Raw genomic sequence first — 22,351 nt, forward strand, 5'->3', positions numbered from 1 at the left:
AAAAGGCCGGTTGCCCGACCTTTGCTGTGATGGGAAAGAGTGTAGCTTACGCGTACTCACTCATCGGGACACAGCTACAGAAAAGATTGCGGTCGCCGAAGACATCATCCAGGCGTTTTACCGTCGGCCAGTATTTATTGGCGCTACCTGCCGGGAACACGGCCAGCTCGCGGGTGTACGGATGCGCCCACTCACCGACAATTTCCATCTGGGTATGCGGCGCATTGACCAGCGGGTTGTCTTCGAGCGGCCATTCACCATCAGCCACACGATCGATCTCCATACGAATCGCCAGCATGGCGTCGATAAAGCGATCCAGTTCGATTTTGCTCTCCGATTCCGTCGGCTCGACCATCAGCGTACCGGCAACCGGGAACGACATGGTCGGCGCATGGAAGCCGTAGTCAATCAGGCGTTTGGCAATATCCAGCTCGCTGATACCGGTTTGCTCTTTCAGCGGACGGATATCCAGAATACATTCGTGTGCAACGCGGCCATCGCGCCCGGTATACAGAATCGGGTAGGCCGACTGCAGACGGCTGGCGATGTAGTTAGCATTAAGAATTGCTACTGAACTGGCCTGTTTCAGTCCTTCAGCACCCATCATACGGATGTACATCCAGCTGATCGGCAGAATCGAAGCGCTGCCGAACGGCGCTGCGGAAACCGCGCCCTGCTGGGTCAGTACGCCATCAATCTGTACCACGCTGTGGCCCGGCACGAAGGGGGCCAGATGCGCTTTCACGCCGATCGGTCCCATACCCGGTCCACCACCGCCGTGCGGAATGCAGAAGGTTTTGTGCAGGTTAAGGTGAGAGACATCCGCACCGATGTAGCCTGGTGTGGTGATACCCACCTGCGCGTTCATGTTGGCACCATCAAGATAAACCTGGCCGCCGTACTGATGCACAATCTGGCACACTTCACGGATTGTTTCTTCGTACACGCCATGGGTAGACGGATACGTCACCATGATGCAGGAAAGCTTATCGCCCGACTGTGCCGCTTTCTCACGCAGGTCACCGAGGTCGATATTGCCCTGTTTATCACAGGCGACTACCACCACTGACATGCCCGCCATCTGTGCCGACGCCGGGTTGGTGCCGTGTGCAGAACTGGGGATCAGACAGATATGACGGTCGCCCTGGTTACGGCTTTCGTGGTAGCGACGAATCGCCAGCAGGCCGGCATATTCACCCTGTGCACCCGAGTTCGGCTGCATACACAGCGCGTCATAACCGGTCAGCTGCACCAGCCACTGCGACAGCTGGCCGATCATTTGCAGATAACCCGCTGCCTGCTCTGACGGACAGAACGGATGCATTTCAGCGAATTCCGGCCAGGTGATTGGAATCATTTCGGCTGCGGCATTGAGTTTCATGGTGCAGGAACCCAGCGGGATCATCGCCTGGTTCAGCGCCAGATCCTTTTTCTCCAGGCTGTGCATGTAACGCATCATCTCAGTTTCGCTGTGATGACGGTTGAACACCGGATGTTCCAGAATGGCGCTTTGACGCTGCTGGCCCGCCGGAATCGCGCTGTTTTCAGCGGCAACGGCGCTATCCAGCGCATCAATATCCTGGCCGTGGGCATCGCCCAGCAGAATGGCAAATAGCGCCTGCACATCTTCACGACGTGTGGTTTCATCCAGAGTGATACCCACCGCATTATGGATGTCGCTGCGCAGGTTGACACCAAAGCTCAGCGCACGGTTAAGTATCGCCGCTTTGTCAGCCACGTCTACCGTCAAAGTATCGAACCAGCTGTTGTGGCGCAGTTTCAGGCCACCGTTTTTCAACCCGGCAGCAAGAATGCTGGTCAGACGGTGAATACGTGAAGCAATACGCTTCAGGCCAGCGGGTCCATGATAGACCGCATAGAAACCGGCGATATTCGCCAGCAGCACCTGTGAAGTACAGATGTTGGAGTTGGCTTTTTCACGACGGATATGTTGTTCGCGGGTCTGCATCGCCATGCGCAGCGCAGTGTTGCCTGCGGCATCGCGTGAAACACCGATGATACGGCCCGGCATCGAGCGTTTATGTTCGTCGCGGCTGGCAAAGAAGGCCGCGTGCGGACCACCGTAGCCCATCGGCACGCCAAAGCGCTGCGCAGAGCCAAACACGATGTCTGCGCCCTGCTTGCCTGGAGCTTCCAGCTGCACCAGCGCCATAAAATCAGCGGCGACACTCACCACCACTTTGCGGCTTTTCAGCTCGCTTATCAGTGCGCGGTAATCATGCACTTCACCGGTGGTACCTGCCTGTTGCAGCAGCACACCGAACAGGTCGTCATGATCGAGCGCTTTTTCCGCGCTGTCGATAATCAGTTCAAAACCAAAGGTTTCAGCACGAGTACGTACCACATCCAGCGTCTGCGGATGGATATCGTCGGCGATAAAGAATTTGTTGGCAGTTTTCAGCTTGCTGACACGTTTTGCCATCGCCATCGCTTCAGCGGCGGCAGTGGCTTCGTCCAACAGTGATGCTGATGCGATGTCGAGGCCAGTAAGATCCAGCGTCAGGGTCTGGAAGTTAAGCAGCGCTTCCAGACGGCCCTGTGATACTTCCGGCTGATACGGCGTGTAAGCGGTGTACCAGCCCGGATTTTCCAGCATGTTACGCAGGATCACCGGCGGGGTGATTACCGCAGTGTAACCCATACCAATCCAGGATTTGTAACGCTGGTTCTGACTGGCAATGGCTTTCAACTCAGCCAGCGCCTGCTGCTCAGTGGCGGCATCACCCACCGCGGGCGGGCCCGGCAGTTGGATGTCGGCAGGCACGATGGAACCGATCAACGCTTCCAGTGAGCTGGCACCAATCGCTTCCAGCATGGTGGCCTGTTGCTCCGGCGTAGGGCCGATATGGCGCTCAATGAAAGCACCGTTATGTTCAAGCTGGCTGAGAGTCTGAGTCATTAGCAGTAAATCCTGAGTCGGGCTGGGTATTAATACAGATAAAAACGAAGGTGCCGCCTGGCGACACCTTCTGTTACGCATACTTATTCGTCGATGGAAGCTTTGTACGCATCGGCGTCCAGCATCGAGTCAAGTTCAGACTCATCGCTGGCTTTGATTTTGAACAACCAGCCATCGCTGTACGGATCGCTGTTGATCAGTTCCGGCGAACCTTCCAGTTCTTCGTTAATCTCAATGATTTCGCCGCTCAGCGGGGCATAGATGTCAGAAGCGGCTTTCACTGATTCTGCTACTGCACAATCTTCACCAGCTGCAACAACGCGTCCTACTTCTGGCAGGTCAACAAACACCATGTCACCTAACAGTTCCTGGGCATGTTCGGTAATCCCGACGGTGAAAGTACCGTCGGCTTCTTTACGCACCCACTCGTGGCTATCTTTGTACTTCAATTCTTTTGGTACATTGCTCATCGCCAAATCTCCTGAAAAAAGTTACTGAGCGACCGGCTTACCGGCGCGAACAAAAATCGGTTTGGTGACCTTCACCGGCATTTCACGGTTGCGGATTTCCACAATCGCCTGCTCGCCAATTCCCGCTGGCACGCGTGCCAGCGCAATGCTGTAACCCAGCGTTGGAGAGAAGGAACCACTGGTAATAATACCCTGCTGCGGCTGACCCTGTTCATCGGTGAAACGTACCGGCAAGCCGTTACGCAGCACCCCTTTTTCGGTCATGACCAGGCCCACCAGTTTTTCTGTCCCTGCAGCACGCTGAGCTTCCAGCGCGGCACGGCCAATAAAATCACGGTCGGTCGGTTCCCAGACAATGGTCCAGCCCATGTTGGCCGCCAGCGGTGAGACGCCTTCATCCATCTCCTGGCCATACAAGTTCATCCCCGCTTCCAGACGCAACGTATCACGTGCACCCAGCCCCGCCGGTTTGACACCTGCCGCCAGCAAACGCTGCCAGAAATCCGCAGCAGCGCCAGCAGGCAAGGCAATCTCGTAGCCCGCTTCGCCGGTATAACCGGTGGTAGCAATAAACAAATCTTCCGCCTGAACGCCGAAGAATGGCTTCATGCCCGTCACAGCCTCACGTTGTGCCGCGCTAAACAACGACTGTGCTTTTTGCTGGGCATTGGGTCCCTGTACCGCAATCAGCGCCAGATCGTCACGCTCGGTCAACGTCACCCCGTATTTCTTCGCGTGTTCACCAATCCATTGCAGATCTTTTTCACGCGTAGCGGAGTTCACCACCAGACGGAAAAAGTCCTCGGTCATAAAGTAAACAATCAAATCATCAATGACGCCACCGGAAGCGTTCAGCATGCCGGTGTAAAGCGCTTTGCCTGGCTGGGTCAGTTTGGCGACATCATTTGCCAGCAGATAACGCAGGAATTCACGGGTGCTCGCCCCGCGCAGATCGACGATGGTCATGTGGGAAACGTCAAACATGCCGGCATCAGTACGTACCGCGTGGTGCTCATCCATTTGTGAGCCGTAATGCAGAGGCATCATCCAGCCGTGAAAGTCCACCATACGGGCGCCGCTGGCCTGATGCTGTTCGAATAGAGGCGTTTGCTGAGTCATAACCATCCTGTAGAAAACAAGTGAGCGTGACGCGCCTGCGTAGCCATGATGGCTGACGCAAACGTTCTCTTTGCGCTGACGTTACCACCGAACGCTCGAATTAACCATAAGGAAAACGAGGGCGAAACAAAGTCTGTCGTCTGCGAAGCGCCGCACAGAATGCAGGATAATCCACTGGCTTTATGTGATTAAACACGCACAAAATACAACAACATAACTTTTATGTAGCAAAATAATGGAATCCAACGCCATGAGTGGGCAAATGGCACCGAAAAAAAACCACTATGACATGAGAAAATATAATGCGAATTCCTGCGTAAAATTAGAATAAATCAAACGAGGCGCAAAAATAGGGCGGGTCTGCATCATGGTGGTGCAAACGGGCAATTGGCTGGGGGAAGAATGAATGGCTGTAACGGCGCGATAAATCGCGCCGTTACTGAATTTGTGCAGATTTAGAGAAGGTTAGCGCAGCCAGCCGGGGATATCATTCAGCCCCATGGCCTGCTTCAGCATCATCGGTTTGACCCCTGGCAGGGTGTCCGCCAGTTTCAGGCCGACGTCACGCAGGAATTTTTTCGCTGGATTACTTCCGGCAAAAAGTTCACGGAAGCCCTGCATACCCGCCAGCATCAGCGCCGCGCTATGTTTGCGGCTGCGTTCATAACGTCGCAGATACAGGTGCTGCCCAATATCCTTGCCCTGACTGTGCAGGCGGCGGATTTCACCGATCAGTTCGGCGGCATCCATAAAGCCCAAATTCACGCCCTGCCCGGCCAGCGGATGGATAGTGTGCGCAGCATCGCCAACCAACGCCAGGCGGTGCGCAGCAAAGTTACGCGCATAGCGTGCCATCAGCGGGAAGGTTTTACGCTCGCTCTCCACCTGGCACAAACCAAGGCGCATATCGAAAGCCACAGAAAGTTGCTGATTGAACAACGCTTCAGGCATATCCTGCAAACGCGTGGCTTCCTGGGGAGACAACGACCAGACAATTGAACTCAGATGCGGGTCCTGCATTGGCAAAAATGCCAGAATGCCGTCACCGTGGAACACCTGGCGCGCCACCGCATCGTGCGGCAGGTCAGTGCGGATATTCGCCACCAGCGCGTGATGATCGTAATCCCAGAAAGTGATCGGGATATCCGCTTTGTCACGCAGCCAGGAGTTGGCACCGTCGGCGGCGATCAACAGACGGGCACTCATCATGCTGCCATCCTGCAGAGTGATAAAGGCTTCGTTGTCGCCAAAAGCCACCTGCTGCAACTGCGCTGGAGCCAGCAACGTAATATCGCTGCACTGGCTGGCGCGCTGCCATAATGCGCTATGAATCACTGGATTTTCAATGATATGGCCGAGGTGGGCTAAGCCCTGCTGCTCATCATCAAAACTGATGCTGCCAAAACTGTCCTGGTCCCACACTTCCATGCCGTGATAAGCGCTGGCGCGTAATGCCAGAATCGTTGACCAGACATCGAGCTTTTGCAGCAGGCGTTCACTGGCCGCATTGATCGCCGATACGCGGATCGATGGCGCAGCTTGCGGATCAAATCGCGGCTCTGCCGCCTTCTCCAGCACCGCAACGCGCAATCCACTGCCTTGCAGCCCGCAGGCAACGGCCAGTCCGACCATGCCACCGCCAGCGATAGCCACATCAAAAGTTTGCATTGCTGCCCCTTAATTCATGCTTAACGTTTTACCCAGCCGAGCGTCCGCGCGGCAAGGGGGTTTCGCAGCCACGGCAGATGGTCCATTGCCACCAGCCCAAGATTTCGTCCTGCCACCAGCGTGGCATAACGGTTAGCAAATAATCGTACCAGACCATCGGTCACGCCAATGGTCGCCGCACGATCCGGTTGGCGTCGGGCGGCAAAATGATGGAGTACCGCATAACTGCCGGGATCCTGCTGGTGACGCCAGGCACTCGCCAGCGTTTCCGCCAGCGACATCACATCACGCAGGCCGAGGTTAAAACCCTGACCGGCAATCGGATGCAGCGTCTGCGACGCATTACCCACCAGCGCCAGCCGGTGCGCCACCTGCCGCTCGGCGGTTTGTAACGCCAGCGGGTAAATTTCGCGCTGGCCGGTGTGGGTGAAACGTCCCAGCCGCCAGCCGAACGCCTGTTGCAACTCGCGCAGAAAAGTCGCGTCATCCCACTGCGCCAGCTTGTCTTTCTCGTCCAGCGGATGACACCACACCAGCGACAGGCGATTGCCCGACATCGGCAACAACGCCAGCGGACCGTGTTCGGTAAAACGTTCGAAGGCGCGTCCCTGATGCGGCAACTGCGTGGTGACATTGGCTATCACCGCCAGCTGCTGGTAATCCTCGCGCTGCCAGCTAATGCCGCAGGAGGCCGCCAACGGTGAACGTGAGCCGTCTGCTGCCACCAGCAGCGCACCATCCAGCTGTTCGCCGCTGTCCAGCGTGACCTGCACGCTATCAGCACTGCGTGACACCGCCGTGACATGCGCCGGGCAACGTAGCGTCACGCCCGGTGCGCTTTTCAGCCGCTGGAACAGGCGTTGCCCGACATCGAACAGCTCCACCACCTGGCCCAGTGCCGGTAACTGGTAATCCGCCGCCTGCATCGAAACAAAGCCAGTATGACCACGGTCAGAAACATGGACGTGGGTGATCGGCGTGGCGCAATCCTGCAACGAACGCCACAGATCAATCTCCGCCAGTTGCTGGCAGGTCCCTGCCGCCAGCGCGATGGCGCGTCCGTCATATCCAGGATGAGCACGGCTGTCCGGTTCGCTGCGTTCAATCAGCGTCACCGGCAGTTTTCCCTGCGTCAGATGGGATATGGCCAGCGCCAGCGTGGCGCCGGTCATGCCGCCGCCTGCAATCAGAATAGTCATGCCTGGCGCGCCGCCGCCATTAAGGCTTCAATTGCGTCGGCATCTTTCACCACGCTATCGGTGAGATTCTCGTTGCCTTCGGCAGTGATCACGATGTCATCCTCAATACGAATGCCGATACCGCGATACTGTGCCGGGACTTTGGCATCCGGCGCAATATACAGACCGGGTTCGATGGTCAGCACCATGCCAGGTTCCAGAATGCGGTCGCGGCTCGGGGTGCCATAATGGCCGACGTCGTGCACATCCAGCCCCAGCCAGTGGCTCAGCCCGTGCATAAAGAACTGGCGATGCGCCTGTTCCGCAATCAGTGCGTCCACTTCGCCTTCCATCACACCCAGTTCAACCAAGCCAGTCACCATAATGCGAACCACTTCCTCGTTCACATCATGGATGCTGATACCCGGGCGGAACAGCGCCAGCGCTTTGTACAACGAGGCCAGCACGATGTCGTAAATGGCACGCTGTGGCTCGCTGAATTTGCCGTTCACCGGGAAAGTACGGGTGATGTCACCGGCATAACCGTGAAATTCACAACCCGCATCGATCAGCACCAAATCGCCATCACGCATCTCGCACTCATTTTCGGTGTAATGCAGGATGCAGCCGTTTTCGCCGGAACCGACGATGGTGTTGTAGGAAGGAAAACGTGCGCCGTGGCGATTGAATTCGTGGTGGATTTCGCCTTCCAGCTGATATTCGAACATCCCCGGGCGGCAAGCCTGCATCGCACGGGTATGCGCCAGTGCGCTGATCTCACCGGCGCGACGCAGAATGGCAATCTCTTCCGGCCCTTTAAACAGGCGCATCTCATGTACCCACGGACGCCAGTCAGTGACGGTAGCGGGGGCGCTCAGGTTCTGACGGAAGCCGCGACGCAGTTTCTCCAGTGCGCCGAATACCAGCGTGTCAGCCTCGGCATACAGCCCCTGCGCGTGATACACCACATCCAGGCCATTCAGCAGTTGATACAGCTGCTCGCCAATGTCATCCCACGGCAATGCGCGATCGACACCCAGTTTCGCCGGTGCCGCTTCCTGCCCCAGGCGACGGCCAAACCAGATTTCTGCGGTGAGGTCGCGCACGCGGTTGAATAGCACGCTGTGATTGTGGGTGTCGTCGCTTTTGATCAGCACCAGCAACGCCTGCGGCTCGTTGAAGCCGGTGAAATACCAGAAATCACTGTTCTGGCGGAAGGAATATTCGCTGTCGTTGCTGCGCGTCACTTCAGGCGCGGCAAAAATCAATGCGGCACTACCGGGCGCCATACGGGCAATCAGCGCCTGACGACGTTGCTGGAAGGTTTCCAGTGTAATCATGTTTGCACTCCCTGTTGAAAAGCGGGCACGGTAGTACCCGGAATGACGCGCTTAGTGTAGCGTTGGCTTCTTCACTTCAGGTGCAGTGGGTGGCTGCGGCTGGTTGAAGGTGTCGTGGCACAGCAATGCGGCAACACGAACGTATTCAATCACTTCTTCAAGTGATTGTTCGAGTTCTTCCTGATCTTCATCTTCGTCATAGCCCAGTTGAGCGATGGTGCGCAGGTCATCAATCGCTTCACCGGTTTCGCCCGTGACTTTGTCCAGTTTCGGTTGCGTCACCCCCAGGCCGAGCAGGAAATGGTTTACCCATCCTGCCAGTGCATCGGCACGATCGAACACCGTAATGTCATCATCGTCAGGCAGCATCAGCTGAAACAGGAAACCCTCTTCATCCAGCGTGTTGGCCAGGCTTTCATGTAACGCCTGTAACGGCTGCGACAGGCTTTGCGAAAAAGCCATGCCTTCGTTGGTGAGATCGTGCACCAGCGTCTTCCAGCTGTTATCCTGGTTGCCACCACACAGGATGCCGCAAATCAGGCCGTGCATTTCGGCCGGGGTCATTCCCACGCCCTGCTGGGAAAGCGCCGTAGCCAGCGCGTTGTAAGTGGGCGTTGCGTTCTGTAAAGACATAAGCTTTCGTCGTCGTTGGCAGAATAAGTTCGTGTTATGCTACCACCAGGTGCCTCAGGGTTTCCAGAAAAGGGGTTGTAACTTATCACGCGGGTCTATATAGTTGCGCACCTCCCAAGCCATTGACTGCTAAGGGAGATGCGGGCGAAGTAATCAGTCAGGAAGGTGGCATGTCTGCACAACCGGTAGATATTCAGATTTTTGGTCGTTCATTGAGAGTGAATTGTCCGCCTGAACAGCAAGATGCGCTGAATCTGGCAGCTGAGGACCTCAATCAACGGTTGCAAGATTTAAAAGTTCGCACTAGAGTCACAAATACAGAGCAGCTGGTGTTCATCGCCGCGTTAAACATTTGCCACGAGCTGGCACAAGAGAAAGGTAAAACGCGCGACTATGCAGCCAATATGGAACAACGTATCCGTATGCTGCAGCAGACCATTGAACAAGCATTAGTTGAGCAAGGTCGCATAACTGATCGCCAGGGCACAAAGTTTGAATAACACTTCATGGTTATCGTGATACAGTAACGGTGAAGTAAATTTTCTCTGAGATGTTTGCATGTGGGCCAGTCCCCTGAGCCGATATTTCATTACCACAGAATGTGGCGCTCCGTAACTTGTGAGCATGCTCGGTCCGTCCGAGAAGCCTGATAGTTGCGACGACACATTCACCTTGAACCAAGGGTTCAAGGGTTACAGCCTACGGCGGCATCTCGGAGATCTCCACTTAGTTCCACATCTGTAATCCCCCGGTACGCGTGATATAGTGGCTGGCAACAGCCGACATTGCCGGGGATATCATGTCTGAACCCTCACTACGCGACCGACAAGACATTCGTCAACACGTACGCCATTTGCGCCGCAATCTCACGGCTGAACAGCAGGAACAAGCTGCCGATTTGCTGGCAGAGCACGCCATCAATTTTGCCCCAATCAGCAATGCCCAACGCATCGCCCTGTTTCTTTCCGTTGATGGTGAGCTGAATACACGCCCGTTGATCGCCAAACTCTGGCAACAGAAAAAACAGGTGTATCTGCCGGTGCTGCACCCCTTTTCACCTGGTAACCTGATCTTCCTGCGCTATACGCCAGACACCCCGCTTAGCCCGAACAAATTGCGTATCCCCGAGCCACCGCTGGATATCACCCGCATGGCAACGCTCGATCAACTGGATGTGATCATGGTGCCGTTAGTGGCGTTCGACCATAGCGGGCAGCGTCTGGGTATGGGTAAGGGTTTTTACGATCGCACCCTGCAAAACTGGCAGCAACATGGTGTCCTGCCCATCGGGATAGCGCATGATTGCCAGTGCGTGGAAGCGTTGCCGGTCGCGGCATGGGATGTGCCCTTGCCTGCGGTGATGACACCGTCAAAGCTGTGGCAGTGGTGATTGGCGCGATAAATCGCGCCGCTACAAAGATATGCAGCAGCGCGATGTTAAATCAGTACAGCAAACGTGCGCGGATGGTACCAGGAATCGCCTTCATCAGTTGCAGCGCTTTGTCCGCTACATCCTGCTCGGCATCGATATCGATGACCACATAACCCATCAGCGGAGATGTTTGCAGATACTGGGCGGCAATGTTGATGCCCTGCTCAGCAAAAATCTGGTTGATGGCGGTCAGCACGCCCGGGCGGTTTTCGTGGATGTGCAGCAGACGGCTGGCACTGGCAGCATGCATCGGCAGCGACACTTCCGGGAAATTCACCGCAGACAGCGTAGAACCGTTGTCCGAATACTTCGCCAGCTTGCCAGACACTTCCAGGCCGATGTTTTCCTGCGCTTCCTGAGTCGAACCGCCGATATGCGGCGTCAGAATCACGTTATCAAATTCACACAGCGGTGAGTTAAACGGATCGCTGTTCGTCGCCGGCTCAGTCGGGAATACGTCAATTGCTGCACCCGCCAGATGTTTGTTCGACAAAGCATCGCACAGCGCTGGGATATCAATCACCGTACCACGTGCGGCGTTAATCAGCAGCGCACCCGGTTTCATCATTGCCAGTTCGGCAGCACTGATCATGTTCTGTGTGGATGGCGTTTCCGGCACATGCAGGCTGACCACATCGCTCATGTTCAGCAGATCAGAAAGATGGCGCACCTGAGTCGCATTGCCCAGCGGCAGCTTGCTCTCGATATCGTAGAAGAACACGTGCATGCCGAGGCTCTCAGCCAGCACGCCCAGTTGCATGCCGATGTGGCCATAGCCAATGATGCCCAGCTTTTTGCCACGCGCTTCGTAGGAACCCGACGCAATTTTATTCCAGATACCGCGATGTGCTTTGGCGTTCGCTTCCGGGATGCCACGCAGCATCAGCAGCATTTCACCAATCACCAACTCCGCCACCGAACGGGTGTTGGAGAACGGGGCGTTGAACACCGGTACACCGCGTTTTGCCGCTGCATTCAGGTTGACCTGATTGGTGCCGATACAGAAGCAGCCTACCGCGACCAGTTTCTCAGCCGCAGCGAAAATCTCTTCGGTCAGTTGGGTACGGGAACGGATACCAATGAAGTGCGCATCGCGGATGGAGGACTTCAGCGTCTCCGCATCCAGTGCACCTTTGTGGAATTCGATGTTGGTGTAACCTGCCGCACGCAGATTATCCAGCGCGCTCTGATGGACACCTTCCACCAGCAGGAACTTAATCTTGTCTTTTTCCAGTGATAACTCTGCCATTTCCCGACCCTATTCAGAATTCAACGAGGGCTGCCATAAGCCAGCCTTCTGTCAAAATATCAAAAAATTCGATTGCAGCAAGACAATCGATTGCCTCCGCCCCAGCACGCGTCAGTGCTGGGGCAGCACAATGCCGTACAAAATCGGGATATGCGCCCGGAGCGAAGAATGAACCTGCTGTTGATGACTATTTTGTGACATAAGTCACCGAATTTCAGCATACGAAGAAAAGATGTTTTGCGTATGGAAATAAGCGGCGCTACGAGAGCGCCGGACAGATCATTTCTTGATGGTTTTTACGCCATCGGCAGTGCCGATCAGGGCGATATCCGCACCACGCGCCGCAAATAACCCGACGGTCACCACGCCAGGCAGCGCGTTGATGGCTTTTTCCAGCGCGATCGGGTCGAGAATGCGAAGATTATGCACGTCGAGAATAATGTTGCCATTATCGGTCAACACGTTCTGACGGTATTCCGGCAAGCCGCCCAGCTTCACCAGTTCACGCGCCACATAGGAACGCGCCATGGGAATGACTTCAACGGGCAGCGGAAAGTGGCCCAGCACATCCACTTCTTTCGACGCATCAGCAATGCAGATAAATTTCTCAGCCACCGCCGAGACAATTTTCTCACGCGTCAGCGCCGCACCACCGCCTTTGATCATCTGCATTTGTGGATTGATCTCATCAGCGCCATCAACGTAAACCGACAGCGAGTCCACTTCATTCAGATCAAATACGTGAATGCCAAGGGATTTCAGCTTCTGCGTTGAGGCTTCCGAACTGGAAACCGCACCCTCGATTTGATGCTTAATCGAGCCTAAAGCATCAATAAAGTGGGCGGCGGTTGAACCCGTGCCAACGCCAACAATGGTGCCCGGCTGCACATATTGCAGTGCTGCCCAACCTACCGCTTTTTTCAGTTCATCCTGGGTCATGGTATGTTTAAAACCTGTGCGACAACGAGGTGCGCGTAGTATAAAACAAGGCGGCATAAAAATGCGCGGCTGTTAAAGGCTTTGTAACTCAGTCCACAAAAACCATCTTTTACATTTTTGTGGCATAGTAACCTCCACCCTGAACGAGAGAGAACAAGAATGAAACGCCCGGATTATCGAACGCTTCAGGCGCTGGATGCTGTGATTCGTGAGCGCGGCTTTGAGCGCGCCGCGCAGAAACTTTGCATTACGCAATCGGCGGTATCGCAGCGTATTAAACAGCTGGAGAATTTATTCGGCCAGCCGCTGCTGGTACGAACCGTGCCGCCGCGTCCGACTGAGCAGGGGCAGAAGCTGCTGGCGTTATTGCATCAGGTGGAGTTGCTGGAAGAGGAATGGCTGGGTGATGAAAATGGTGGCACCACGCCGCTGCTGTTATCGCTGGCGGTGAACGCCGACAGTCTGGCAACCTGGTTGCTGCCCGCGCTGAAGGATGTGCTGGCAGATTCGCCGGTGCGCCTGAATATCCAGGTTGAGGATGAAACCCGTACTCAGGAACGTTTACGTCGCGGCGAAGTGGTAGGCGCAGTGAGTATTCAGCCGCAGCCACTGCCGAGTTGCCTGGTGGACCAGCTGGGCGCGCTCGACTATCTGTTCGTGGCTTCACCTGAATTTGCCGATCGCTACTTTCCCAATGGTGTGACCCGTTCAGCGTTGCTGAAGGCACCGGCCATCGCCTTTGACCATCTGGATGATATGCATCAGGCTTTTCTGCAGCAGAATTTCGACTTGTCGCCGGGCAGCGTGCCCTGCCATATTGTTAACTCGTCCGAAGCCTTTGTGCAGCTGGCACGCCAGGGTTCGACCTGCTGTATGATCCCGCATCTGCAAATTGAGCGTGAGCTGGCGAGCGGAGATTTGGTTGATTTGACGCCCGGTCTGTACCAGCGCCGTATGCTGTACTGGCACCGTTTCGCGCCGGAAAGCCGTCTGATGCGCCGCGTGACTGACGCACTGATTGCGCACGGACATCGCGTACTGCGCCAGGACGACCTGGCCGCCTAATAACCTGAGCGAATTCGTAGCGGCGCGATTTATCGCGCGTGGTTTTGCCACAACGCGCACGCGATTGCGCGATAAATCGCGCCGCTACGCAAACATCACTGTGCGTTCGGTTTGATATCGAACACCACATCCACCTGATCGTCAAAGTGAATGCTCTGCTGCTCATAGGTCTGTTGTGCTGAGGTATCCGCTTCTGCGGCTGAGGCTTTAAACATGCGCGCCATCGGCATCGGCTGGTAGTTAGCAACGTGATAACGGATGCTATACACCGGACCCAGTTTGGCGTTAAAGCCTTCGGCCAGCGCCGCCGCCTGTTGCGTCGCATTGGCGATTGCGGCTTTGCGTGCCTGGTCTTTGTAGGTTTCCGGGTGTGCCACACCGAGGTCCACGGCACGGATTTCGTTCAGGCCGGATTTCAGCGCCCCATCCAGCAACTCATTCAGCTTCTCCAGCTGACGCAACGTCACCTGCACCTGACGCACCGCGCGATAGCCTTTCAGCACCGATTTACCCTCTTTGGTGTAATCGTACTCTGGCTGAGTGCTGAGATTAGCGGCATCAATATCTTTCTTTTCGATACCGTTTTTTTGCAGGAAATCAAAATATTGCGCGACGCGACTGTCGGCTTGTTTTTTCGCATCTGCTGCATCTTTCGATGAAACATTCACCACAATCGAAAGCGTAGCGATATCCGGACGGGCCTCCACGCTGGCCTGTCCTGAGGTGACCACATGCGGTCCGTTCGGCAATTCACCCGCCAGAACCATACCAGGCAATGCGCCTGCGCTCATTACGGCGGCCAGCGCCAGTGCTTTCAGTTTCACGGAAGTCCTCCTTGAAGAGTCAGTTCTAAGGCCGCCACTATGGCGAAGCCCGCTACACATTACCATGCGTGATGGTCTGAGTTTTGATTCTGCTAAAAGTTCGGGCACTCTGCTGTTTTATCGTCTCCGCGATCACAAAATAACCGATGTTTATTCGCTGAATTTCCGCACAAATGTTTCTATTAAAGAAACACTCTGACCTCCGGGAGAGTCCACGATGACAGAGCAGCCAATAACCCAAGCTACCGCGGGCATCCGCGCCGGACGCACCCGCTTTCTGATGCTGGGTCTGGTGTTTATCAACATCATCATCAATTACATGGACCGCACCAATCTGTCGGTCGCCGCCACGGCGATGGCGGGCGAACTGCGTTTCACCCCGCTGGAAATGGGGTTGATCTTCTCTGCCTTTGGCTGGATTTACGCCGCGTTGCAGATCCCCGGCGGTTTCCTGATAGATCGTCTGGGCGCACGGCTGGTATACGGCGTCGGGCTATTTATCTGGTCACTGGTGACGACACTACACGCTTTTGCCGGTAGTTTCCTCGCGCTGTTTGGTTTACGTCTGGGCGTCGGTGCGTTTGAAGCACCAGTGATGCCCGCAAATAACCGGGTGATTTCCAGCTGGTTCCCGGAACAGGAACGCGCCAGCGCCATTGGTATTTATTCTTCGGCGCAGTTTGTCGGCCTCGCCTGTATGACGCCACTGTTGTTCCATGTGCAGGATGTCTTTGGCTGGCGCGGTTTGTTTGTGATCACCGGTGTCGCAGGCATGATTTGGGCGCTGGTGTGGTACCTGCTCTATCGTGAACCGACCGAACATAAAGGCGTTTCAGATGCCGAGCTGAATTATCTGCGCAGCAATGGCGCACTGCTGGAAAGCCGTCAACACGCCAGCCAGCCACGCGCCCGCTGGCAGGATCTCGCGCACATGTTCCGCAGCCGCAAACTGGTGGGCATTTATATCGGCCAGTTCACCATCTCCGCCACCTTCTGGTTCTTCCTCACCTGGTTCCCAACTTACCTGGTGGAGTATCGCCATATGGGATTTATTAAGAGCGGCTACGTGGCGGCGGTGCCCTACTTTGCGGCCTTTTGCGGCGTGTTGCTGGCGGGATTCGCCTCCGATCGTATGATGCGACGCGGCGTCTCTGCCAGCGTAGCGCGCAAGCTGCCGGTGATCCTCGGGCTGTTTCTGACGCTGTTTATCCTCGGGGCCAACTACACCGATAACGCGACCCTGATCATGCTGTTTATGTCTGTCGCCTTCTTTGGCAATGGGCTGGCCACCATCACCTGGGTCTTTGTCACCGCGCTGGCACCCCGCCATTTGATCGGTCTCGCCGGAGGGGTGTTCAACTTTACCGGCGCGCTCTCCTCGATTGTGGTGCCGATTGCCATTGGCGCGCTAATTGATGGCGATAATTTTGCCCCGGCACTGGCCTTTATTGCCGTGCTGGCTGCCATTGGTATCGCCAGCTATCTATTTATCGTCGGGAAAATTGACCATGTCAGCGCGCACTGATCATACGCCCGGCCAGCGCCTGCAACTGCGCCAGCCGCTGGCTGAGATGCGCTTCATCCGTCTGCCAGATTTTGGCGAAAGCCAGTGCCGCACGGTTATTGTTAATCGGCTGCGCCATGCTGACTTCGCCATCATCACGATGCCAGATGAGGGTGTCCTGCGACCGTTTACGTGCCAGCAACGGGGCCAGCTGCGTCCATTGCTCATCACTGAAGCGCGGTCGCAGCGCTTCGTCGCTTTCCGCCGCCAGCAGCGAGACACCAATTACCGACTGCCAGGCTGGCAGCATATGGAATCCCGCCAGCGCCTGGCTGGTGCTGGTGCGCTCGCCAGGCTCCGAGTGCCAGATATAGATCACCTGATCCTCCCACAGCACACCCAATGCCACCACGATGTCACGCGGCGCGTGTGCCTCCAGCTGCGGCAACGCCTGGGCAAACAGCGACGAGCCACGTATTGCCTGGGCCGCCAGCGCGTGAACACCCGGTCCGGGCAAATAGCGGCGATGTTCGTCCTGCATCGTCAGGCCGATAGCGGCCATGGTCATCAGCAGACGGTTTACCCGTGTGCTGTTCATCCCCATCTGGCGCGCCAGCTCACGGCAGCCTACGGCTTTGCCACTGGAGACCAGATATTGCAGACAGCGAATACCGTCAATCAGGCTTTGATTGGGTTGAGAAGACATAAGTCACCCTGTGGCGGTCAAAAATTTAATCTTAGCTTCAGAGCTACAGGAATGAAATGATGCAAATTTTCTCCTCTCAGCCCGCCCGTGCGTTCCCACTGCAAACATTGCAGGCTGATGTATTGATTGCGGGCGGTGGCCTGGCGGGCGTCTGTGCAGCGCTGGCAGCTGCGCGTGATGGTTTGCAGGTGGTGTTGATCCAGGATCGCCCGGTGCTGGGCGGCAATGCTTCCAGTGAAGTTCGCCTGTGGGCCAATGGCGCGACCTCGCATATGGGCAACAACAACCGCTGGGCGCGGGAGGGCGGCATCATGGGCGAGATCATGGAGGAGAACCTGTGGCGCAATAAAGAAGGCAATCCGGTGCTGTTTGATATGGTGCTGCTGGATTTAGTGCAGGCGCAGCCGGGCCTGACGTTACTGCTCAATACCACGGTCAGCGAGATCGAAAAGTCAGGACGGCAAATTGAGGCGGTGCACGCCTTCAATGCCATTAACCAGACGCGCTATTTTGTCAGCGCCCGGCAGTTTATCGATGCCAGCGGTGACGGGGTGCTCGGCTATCTGGCCGGGGCGGCGCATCGCGTCGGGGCCGAATCGGTGGAAGAATTCGGCGAGAAGATGGCCCCAGGTGAACATTTCGGCCATAAACTCGGTCACTCGATTTACTTCTACACCAAACGCACCACACAGCCGGTGCGCTTTGTTCCCCCCAGCTTCGCCTTGCAGGATATCCAGGCGATTCCGCGTTATAAACGCCTGACTTCCGAACTGAACGGCTGCGATCTGTGGTGGCTGGAATGGGGAGGACGGCTTGATACGGTACATGAGAGTGAAACCATCAAATGGGAACTGTGGAAAATCGTCTGGGGGGTGTGGGACTACATCAAAAACTCCGGTGAATTTCCCGATGCCGACAACCTGACCATTGAATGGGTCGGCTTAATCCCCGGCAAACGGGAGAGTCGCCGCTTTCTCGGCGCTACCCTGTTATGCCAGCAGGATATTGTTGAACAGCGGGATCATTATGATGCGGTGGCCTATGGCGGCTGGTCGATTGATTTACATCCCGCTGATGGCGTCTACAGTGAACATGAGGGCTGCCGTCAATTCCACAGCAAAGGTACCTACACCATCCCGTTTCGTGCGCTCTACAGCCAGTCACTGGACAATCTGCTGCTAACCGGCCGCCTGATCTCCGCCACCCACGTGGCGTTCGGCAGCGCCCGCGTGATGTGTACCTGCGGCGTGCTCGGGGAAGTGGTGGGACACGCCGCGGCGCTTTGCCAGAAACAACAACTCACCCCGGCCCAGCTGGGCGCACCTGAGCGTATTGGGCAGTTGCAGCAACAATTACTGCGTCAGGGGGCTTATATTCCACGCCAGCAGTTGATCAGCCCGGCTGGCGCAGCAAAAATCGCGGTCAGTAGCACCCTCCAGCTCACTGCCCTGCCTGCTGATGGTGGCTGGCATCCGCTGCAATCACGCTGTGCACTGCTGCTACCGCTGAAAGCCGGTGAGCGCCTGCCCGCGCTGAGGGTACATTTACGTGCCAGACAAACACAGTCGTTACAGGTGTCGTTGCTGACCAGCGAAAACCCGGCCAATACCTGCGGCGATCGGCAACTGGCCAGCCACACCCTGCTGGTTAACGATCAAGGCGAGTATCGGCTGGATTTTGCTTACCGCGCCGATTGCGATCGTTATCTGATGATCGCCTTCGCGGAAAACCCGGCCATTGAGGTTGCTCTGACGCGTGTGCAGCTGCCGGGCGTGATGATGGTGTTCAACAGCCTGAATCCACGCGTGGCGAAGCGGACGCGCCAGATTAACGATGGCGATTATGGTGTCGATGAGTTTGATTTCTGGCTGCCGCGCCGCGCGCCGCAGCAGATACTTTTCGCCTTTAGCCTTGAGGCTCCGCTGCAACTATGGCATCGCGACTATCTGCTGAATGGCAAGCTGCGACCGGAAAGTCACACCAACGGCTGGGTTCCCGCGCTCGACGATGCCGCGCCTGCGGTTAGCTGGCAATGGGAGCAACCCCAGCAGGCCAGCCAGTTAACCCTGCTGTTTGATAACGATTTTGACCACGCGATGGAGACAGTACAGATGGGCCACGCGCAGGCGGTAACGCCGCACTGCACCACCCATTATCGTCTGTGGCTGGATGAAATGTTGCTGGCAGAGGTCAGAGACAACCATCATTCCCTCTGCCATCACGCGCTACCGCCGGGGGTAAATTTCCGGCAGATACGCCTTGAGATGCTTGCCAGCGCCGGTGCTGTACCCGCGCTCTACGGTTTGCATCTGCATCACCAGTTGGCGATGCCCTGACGCGCCAGCTGGAAGGCGATCACCCACATTACCGATCCCACCAGCAGGTTGATGATTCGCTGCGCCCGCACGGTGCGCAGGCGTGGGGATAGCCAGGCCGCCAGCAGTGCCAGGCCAAAAAACCAGATAACCGAGGCACTGACGCTGCCCAACGCAAACCAGCGCCGCGCTTCTGCGGACGGTAGTTGCCCACCCAGGCTGCCCAGCACCACAAACGTATCAATATAAACATGCGGATTGAGCCAGGTCACCGCCAGCATGGTGGCGATAATGCGCCAGCGTCCCTGTTTCATGACTTCTGTCGATGCCAGCGACACATCGCCCTGCCAGGCATTGCGTAGTGCGCCCCAGCCATACCAGGTCAGGAAGGCTACCCCTGCCCAGGTGATCAGCATCAGTAATAACGGTGACTGATTGAGCAACGCACTACCACCAAAAATCCCGCCGCAAATCAGCGCGATATCACTCAGAGTACAGAGAGCTGCCGTCATCAGATGATAATGGCGCTTAATGCCCTGATTCATCACAAATGCGTTTTGCGGGCCTAGCGGCAGAATGAGCGATGCCCCAAGAGCAAGCCCTTGTAAATAAACAGATAACACGTAATTTTTCCCATCAACAGTGGCGATGACGTGAAGTATAGAGAGGCGTGAATATTAGAGGAAATGGAAAGATTTAATAGGTCATTAGCAAAACTGCTAATGACCTGGCAGGATGATTATTCAGCGCGCTCAGCTACCGCAGCGTCACTTTTCACCTGATGGAAATGCACATCCATCTGCGGATAAGGGATGCCGATACCATGCGCATCAAGTGTGCGCTTGTAGTTTTTCAGCAGATCCCAGTAGACGTTTTGCAGGTCGCTGCTTTTGCTCCAGCAACGCACCACAAAGTTGAGCGAGGAAGCCGCCAGCTCGTTCAGGCCGATCTGAATCCCCATATCCTTCAGTACGCGCTCGTCGGCTTCGGTCACTTCTCTCAGCAACGCAATCACCTGGTCCACATCGGCATCGTAAGCCACGCCGATAATAAACTCGTTACGGCGAATGGGTTCACGGGAATAGTTGACGATGTTACCGGCAATGATCTTACCGTTGGGCACCACGACGATTTTACCGTCGGCGCTTTTCATGGTGGTGGAGAAGATCTGCACGTTCTGAACCGTACCCGTCACGCCACCGAGATCGACAAACTCACCGGTACGGAACGGACGGAAGGTCACCAGCAAAACGCCCGCGGCGAGGTTAGACAGCGACCCCTGTAATGCCAGACCTACGGCCAGACCTGCGGCACCCAGTACGGCGATAACCGAAGCCGTCTGCACACCTACGCGACCCAGTGCCGCGATAATGGTGAAAGCGATGATGCCATAGCGCACCAGCGCCGACAGGAAGTCCGCCACGGTCGCATCGATATGGCGCGCCACCAGTACCCGGTTGATGGTGTTAGAAATCACGCGCGCCACAATCATCCCGATGATGATGATGGCAATCGCCGCGACAATATTGACGACATAGCTCAGGATCAGCTCCTGATTACGTACCAGCCATCCGCCCGCGTTATTAATGCCGTCAACGACATTTAAATCTTCCATTTGTTAGCCCTGTTGTTGAGTTTCCCGCAGGAAAGAACAAAAACTGCCAGAATGAATCCGACACTCCCGTGTACAAGGGTAAACAATAATGGGGATGAGCGCCAAAGGTGGTCTGAATTTACTGAATATTCCGAAAATAATGCGTAAAAAAAGGCCCTTTCGGGCCTTTTTTGTACTGTAAGTAAAAATTACAGCACGTCGATAGCGTTCAGCTCTTTGAAAGCCTGTTCCAGACGAACCACCATGGAAGCCTGAGCAGAGCGCAGCCATACACGCGGATCGTAGTATTTCTTGTTCGGGCTATCTACGCCGTTCGGGTTACCCAGCTGGCCTTGCAGATAGTCTTCGTTCTTTTTGTAGTACTGCAGGATACCGTCCCAGGTTGCCCATTGGGTGTCGGTATCGATGTTCATCTTAATCACGCCGTAGCTGATAGATTCTTCGATTTCCGCAGCAGAAGAACCGGAACCACCGTGGAACACGAAGTCCAGCGCGTTATGCGGCAGACTGTGTTTTTCGCTGACGTATTTCTGAGAATCACGCAGGATGGTCGGGGTCAGTTTCACGTTACCCGGCTTGTACACGCCGTGTACGTTACCGAAGGATGCTGCGATAGTGAAACGCGGGCTGATTTTGCTCAGTTCGGTGTACGCGTAGTCCACGTCTTCCGGCTGGGTATACAGGGCAGAAGCGTCCATGTGGCTGTTGTCCACACCGTCTTCTTCACCACCGGTGCAGCCCAGTTCGATTTCCAGGGTCATACCCAGTTTCGCCATGCGGGTCAGGTATTTGCTGGAGATTTCGATGTTCTCGTGCAATGACTCTTCAGACAGGTCGATCATGTGAGAAGAGAACAGCGGCTTACCGGTTTTGGCGAAGTGTGCTTCACCCGCATCCAGCAGACCGTCGATCCACGGCAGCAGTTTTTTCGCGCAGTGGTCAGTGTGCAGGATAACCGGCACACCATACAGTTCAGCCATCAGATGCACATGATGCGCACCGGCGATAGCACCGGCAATCGCCGCGCCCTGCGGTTTGTCGGTTTTGTAACCTTTACCGGCGATGAAGGCAGCACCACCATTGGAGAACTGAACGATGACCGGCGATTTCACTTTCGCTGCCGCTTCCAGTACCGCGTTGATGGAATCCGTGCCGACGCAGTTCACTGCTGGCAGGGCGAATTTGTTCTCTTTCGCCACTTTGAAGATTTTCTGAACGTCGTCACCAGTGACAACGCCGGGTTTTACGAAATCAAAAATTTTAGACATGGTTGTGTCCTGTTTCGTTTACCGTTCATCCCCGACTCGAGGGGGACTGGATTTTATGCCCCATAAGCGTCAGGGCAAGCCTTCAGGCGACGCCAGAGCATCGCCC

The 22,351-nt window shown here is 55.9% G+C and carries 19 protein-coding genes and 1 other RNA gene; 6 read left to right on the plus strand and 14 right to left on the minus strand.

The genetic code is table 11. The features are described from left to right. Positions 1-46: 46 nt before the first annotated feature. The 7 genes from gcvP to AC6I8X_RS16115 form a co-directional block, all read right to left on the minus strand. Entirely contained in the window at positions 47-2,920 is a 2,874-nt protein-coding gene (gene gcvP, locus AC6I8X_RS16085) for an aminomethyl-transferring glycine dehydrogenase (protein WP_497840106.1), read from the minus strand. Between the two features lie 83 nt (positions 2,921-3,003). Further along, positions 3,004-3,390, minus strand: coding sequence for a glycine cleavage system protein GcvH (gcvH, locus tag AC6I8X_RS16090; protein ID WP_299460044.1), 387 nt, complete (start codon positions 3,388-3,390; stop codon positions 3,004-3,006). Between the two features lie 21 nt (positions 3,391-3,411). Further along, positions 3,412-4,509 (minus strand): glycine cleavage system aminomethyltransferase GcvT, encoded by a 1,098-nt coding sequence (gcvT, locus tag AC6I8X_RS16095; RefSeq protein WP_497840107.1) that lies wholly within the window; start codon positions 4,507-4,509, stop codon positions 3,412-3,414. A gap of 465 nt (positions 4,510-4,974) precedes the next feature. Beyond that, entirely contained in the window at positions 4,975-6,177 is a 1,203-nt protein-coding gene (ubiI, locus tag AC6I8X_RS16100) for an FAD-dependent 2-octaprenylphenol hydroxylase (protein ID WP_299460040.1), read from the minus strand. Positions 6,178-6,197: 20 nt separating this feature from the next. Further along, positions 6,198-7,376, minus strand: coding sequence for a 2-octaprenyl-6-methoxyphenyl hydroxylase (gene ubiH / locus AC6I8X_RS16105; protein WP_313687203.1), 1,179 nt, complete (start codon positions 7,374-7,376; stop codon positions 6,198-6,200). Beyond that, positions 7,373-8,695: a Xaa-Pro aminopeptidase gene (gene pepP, locus AC6I8X_RS16110; protein WP_497840108.1), complete on the minus strand. Its 1,323-nt coding sequence runs from the start codon at positions 8,693-8,695 to the stop codon at positions 7,373-7,375. The genes ubiH and pepP overlap by 4 nt, the downstream gene beginning before the upstream one ends. Positions 8,696-8,746: 51 nt before the next feature. Next, the gene (locus AC6I8X_RS16115; protein ID WP_208716355.1) at positions 8,747-9,328 is read right to left on the minus strand and encodes a YecA/YgfB family protein; all 582 of its coding nucleotides are present in this window, start codon (positions 9,326-9,328) and stop codon (positions 8,747-8,749) included. 170 nt (positions 9,329-9,498) lie between these two features. Between AC6I8X_RS16115 and zapA the strand changes: the two genes are divergently transcribed. The 3 genes from zapA to AC6I8X_RS16130 all read left to right on the plus strand — a co-directional run bounded on the left by zapA (position 9,499) and on the right by AC6I8X_RS16130 (position 10,718). Continuing rightward, a complete protein-coding gene (zapA, locus tag AC6I8X_RS16120) occupies positions 9,499-9,828 on the plus strand; it encodes a cell division protein ZapA (RefSeq protein ID WP_084876564.1) in 330 nt (109 codons plus the stop codon). 39 nt (positions 9,829-9,867) lie between these two features. After that, a non-coding RNA gene (gene ssrS / locus AC6I8X_RS16125) (6S RNA) lies at positions 9,868-10,051 on the plus strand. 76 nt (positions 10,052-10,127) lie between these two features. Next, positions 10,128-10,718 (plus strand): 5-formyltetrahydrofolate cyclo-ligase, encoded by a 591-nt coding sequence (locus AC6I8X_RS16130; protein WP_497840109.1) that lies wholly within the window; start codon positions 10,128-10,130, stop codon positions 10,716-10,718. Positions 10,719-10,770: 52 nt separating this feature from the next. Here AC6I8X_RS16130 and serA read toward each other — a convergent pair whose 3' ends face one another. Together serA and rpiA are read right to left on the minus strand one after the other, a co-directional pair. Then, complete coding sequence (serA, locus tag AC6I8X_RS16135; protein ID WP_497840110.1) at positions 10,771-12,009, minus strand: phosphoglycerate dehydrogenase; 1,239 nt, start codon at positions 12,007-12,009, stop codon at positions 10,771-10,773. A gap of 279 nt (positions 12,010-12,288) precedes the next feature. Further along, positions 12,289-12,948 carry a ribose-5-phosphate isomerase RpiA gene (gene rpiA, locus AC6I8X_RS16140; protein ID WP_084876567.1) on the minus strand — a complete coding sequence of 220 codons (660 nt, stop codon included), beginning with the start codon at positions 12,946-12,948 and terminating at the stop codon, positions 12,289-12,291. A gap of 159 nt (positions 12,949-13,107) precedes the next feature. On the opposite strand from rpiA, the gene AC6I8X_RS16145 reads away from it, so the two are divergent. Then, complete coding sequence (locus tag AC6I8X_RS16145; protein ID WP_084876568.1) at positions 13,108-14,013, plus strand: LysR family transcriptional regulator ArgP; 906 nt, start codon at positions 13,108-13,110, stop codon at positions 14,011-14,013. A 95-nt stretch (positions 14,014-14,108) separates the two neighbouring features. Here AC6I8X_RS16145 and AC6I8X_RS16150 read toward each other — a convergent pair whose 3' ends face one another. Continuing rightward, positions 14,109-14,837: an oxidative stress defense protein gene (locus AC6I8X_RS16150; protein WP_084876569.1), complete on the minus strand. Its 729-nt coding sequence runs from the start codon at positions 14,835-14,837 to the stop codon at positions 14,109-14,111. Positions 14,838-15,054: 217 nt separating this feature from the next. Here AC6I8X_RS16150 and AC6I8X_RS16155 point away from each other — a divergent pair, with 217 nt between their 5' ends. Beyond that, positions 15,055-16,362: an MFS transporter gene (locus tag AC6I8X_RS16155; RefSeq protein WP_313687213.1), complete on the plus strand. Its 1,308-nt coding sequence runs from the start codon at positions 15,055-15,057 to the stop codon at positions 16,360-16,362. Here AC6I8X_RS16155 and AC6I8X_RS16160 read toward each other — a convergent pair. Further along, positions 16,349-17,047 (minus strand): IclR family transcriptional regulator, encoded by a 699-nt coding sequence (locus tag AC6I8X_RS16160; protein WP_313687214.1) that lies wholly within the window; start codon positions 17,045-17,047, stop codon positions 16,349-16,351. The two genes, AC6I8X_RS16155 and AC6I8X_RS16160, sit on opposite strands and share 14 nt — an antisense overlap. Before the next feature lie 59 nt (positions 17,048-17,106). On the opposite strand from AC6I8X_RS16160, the gene AC6I8X_RS16165 reads away from it, so the two are divergent. Continuing rightward, positions 17,107-19,383 (plus strand): FAD-dependent oxidoreductase, encoded by a 2,277-nt coding sequence (locus AC6I8X_RS16165; RefSeq protein ID WP_497841048.1) that lies wholly within the window; start codon positions 17,107-17,109, stop codon positions 19,381-19,383. Here AC6I8X_RS16165 and argO read toward each other — a convergent pair. The 3 genes from argO to fbaA form a co-directional block, all read right to left on the minus strand. Beyond that, a complete protein-coding gene (argO, locus tag AC6I8X_RS16170) occupies positions 19,362-19,985 on the minus strand; it encodes an arginine exporter ArgO (RefSeq protein ID WP_084876573.1) in 624 nt (207 codons plus the stop codon). The genes AC6I8X_RS16165 and argO overlap by 22 nt on opposite strands. Positions 19,986-20,101: 116 nt before the next feature. Further along, positions 20,102-20,977 (minus strand): small-conductance mechanosensitive channel MscS, encoded by an 876-nt coding sequence (mscS, locus tag AC6I8X_RS16175; protein WP_313683611.1) that lies wholly within the window; start codon positions 20,975-20,977, stop codon positions 20,102-20,104. A 188-nt stretch (positions 20,978-21,165) separates the two neighbouring features. Continuing rightward, a complete protein-coding gene (gene fbaA, locus AC6I8X_RS16180) occupies positions 21,166-22,245 on the minus strand; it encodes a class II fructose-bisphosphate aldolase (protein ID WP_497840111.1) in 1,080 nt (359 codons plus the stop codon). Positions 22,246-22,351 lie beyond the last annotated feature (106 nt).

The sequence above is a fragment of the Pantoea sp. X-Soil-TKNS-1280 genome (genome assembly GCF_059730475.1).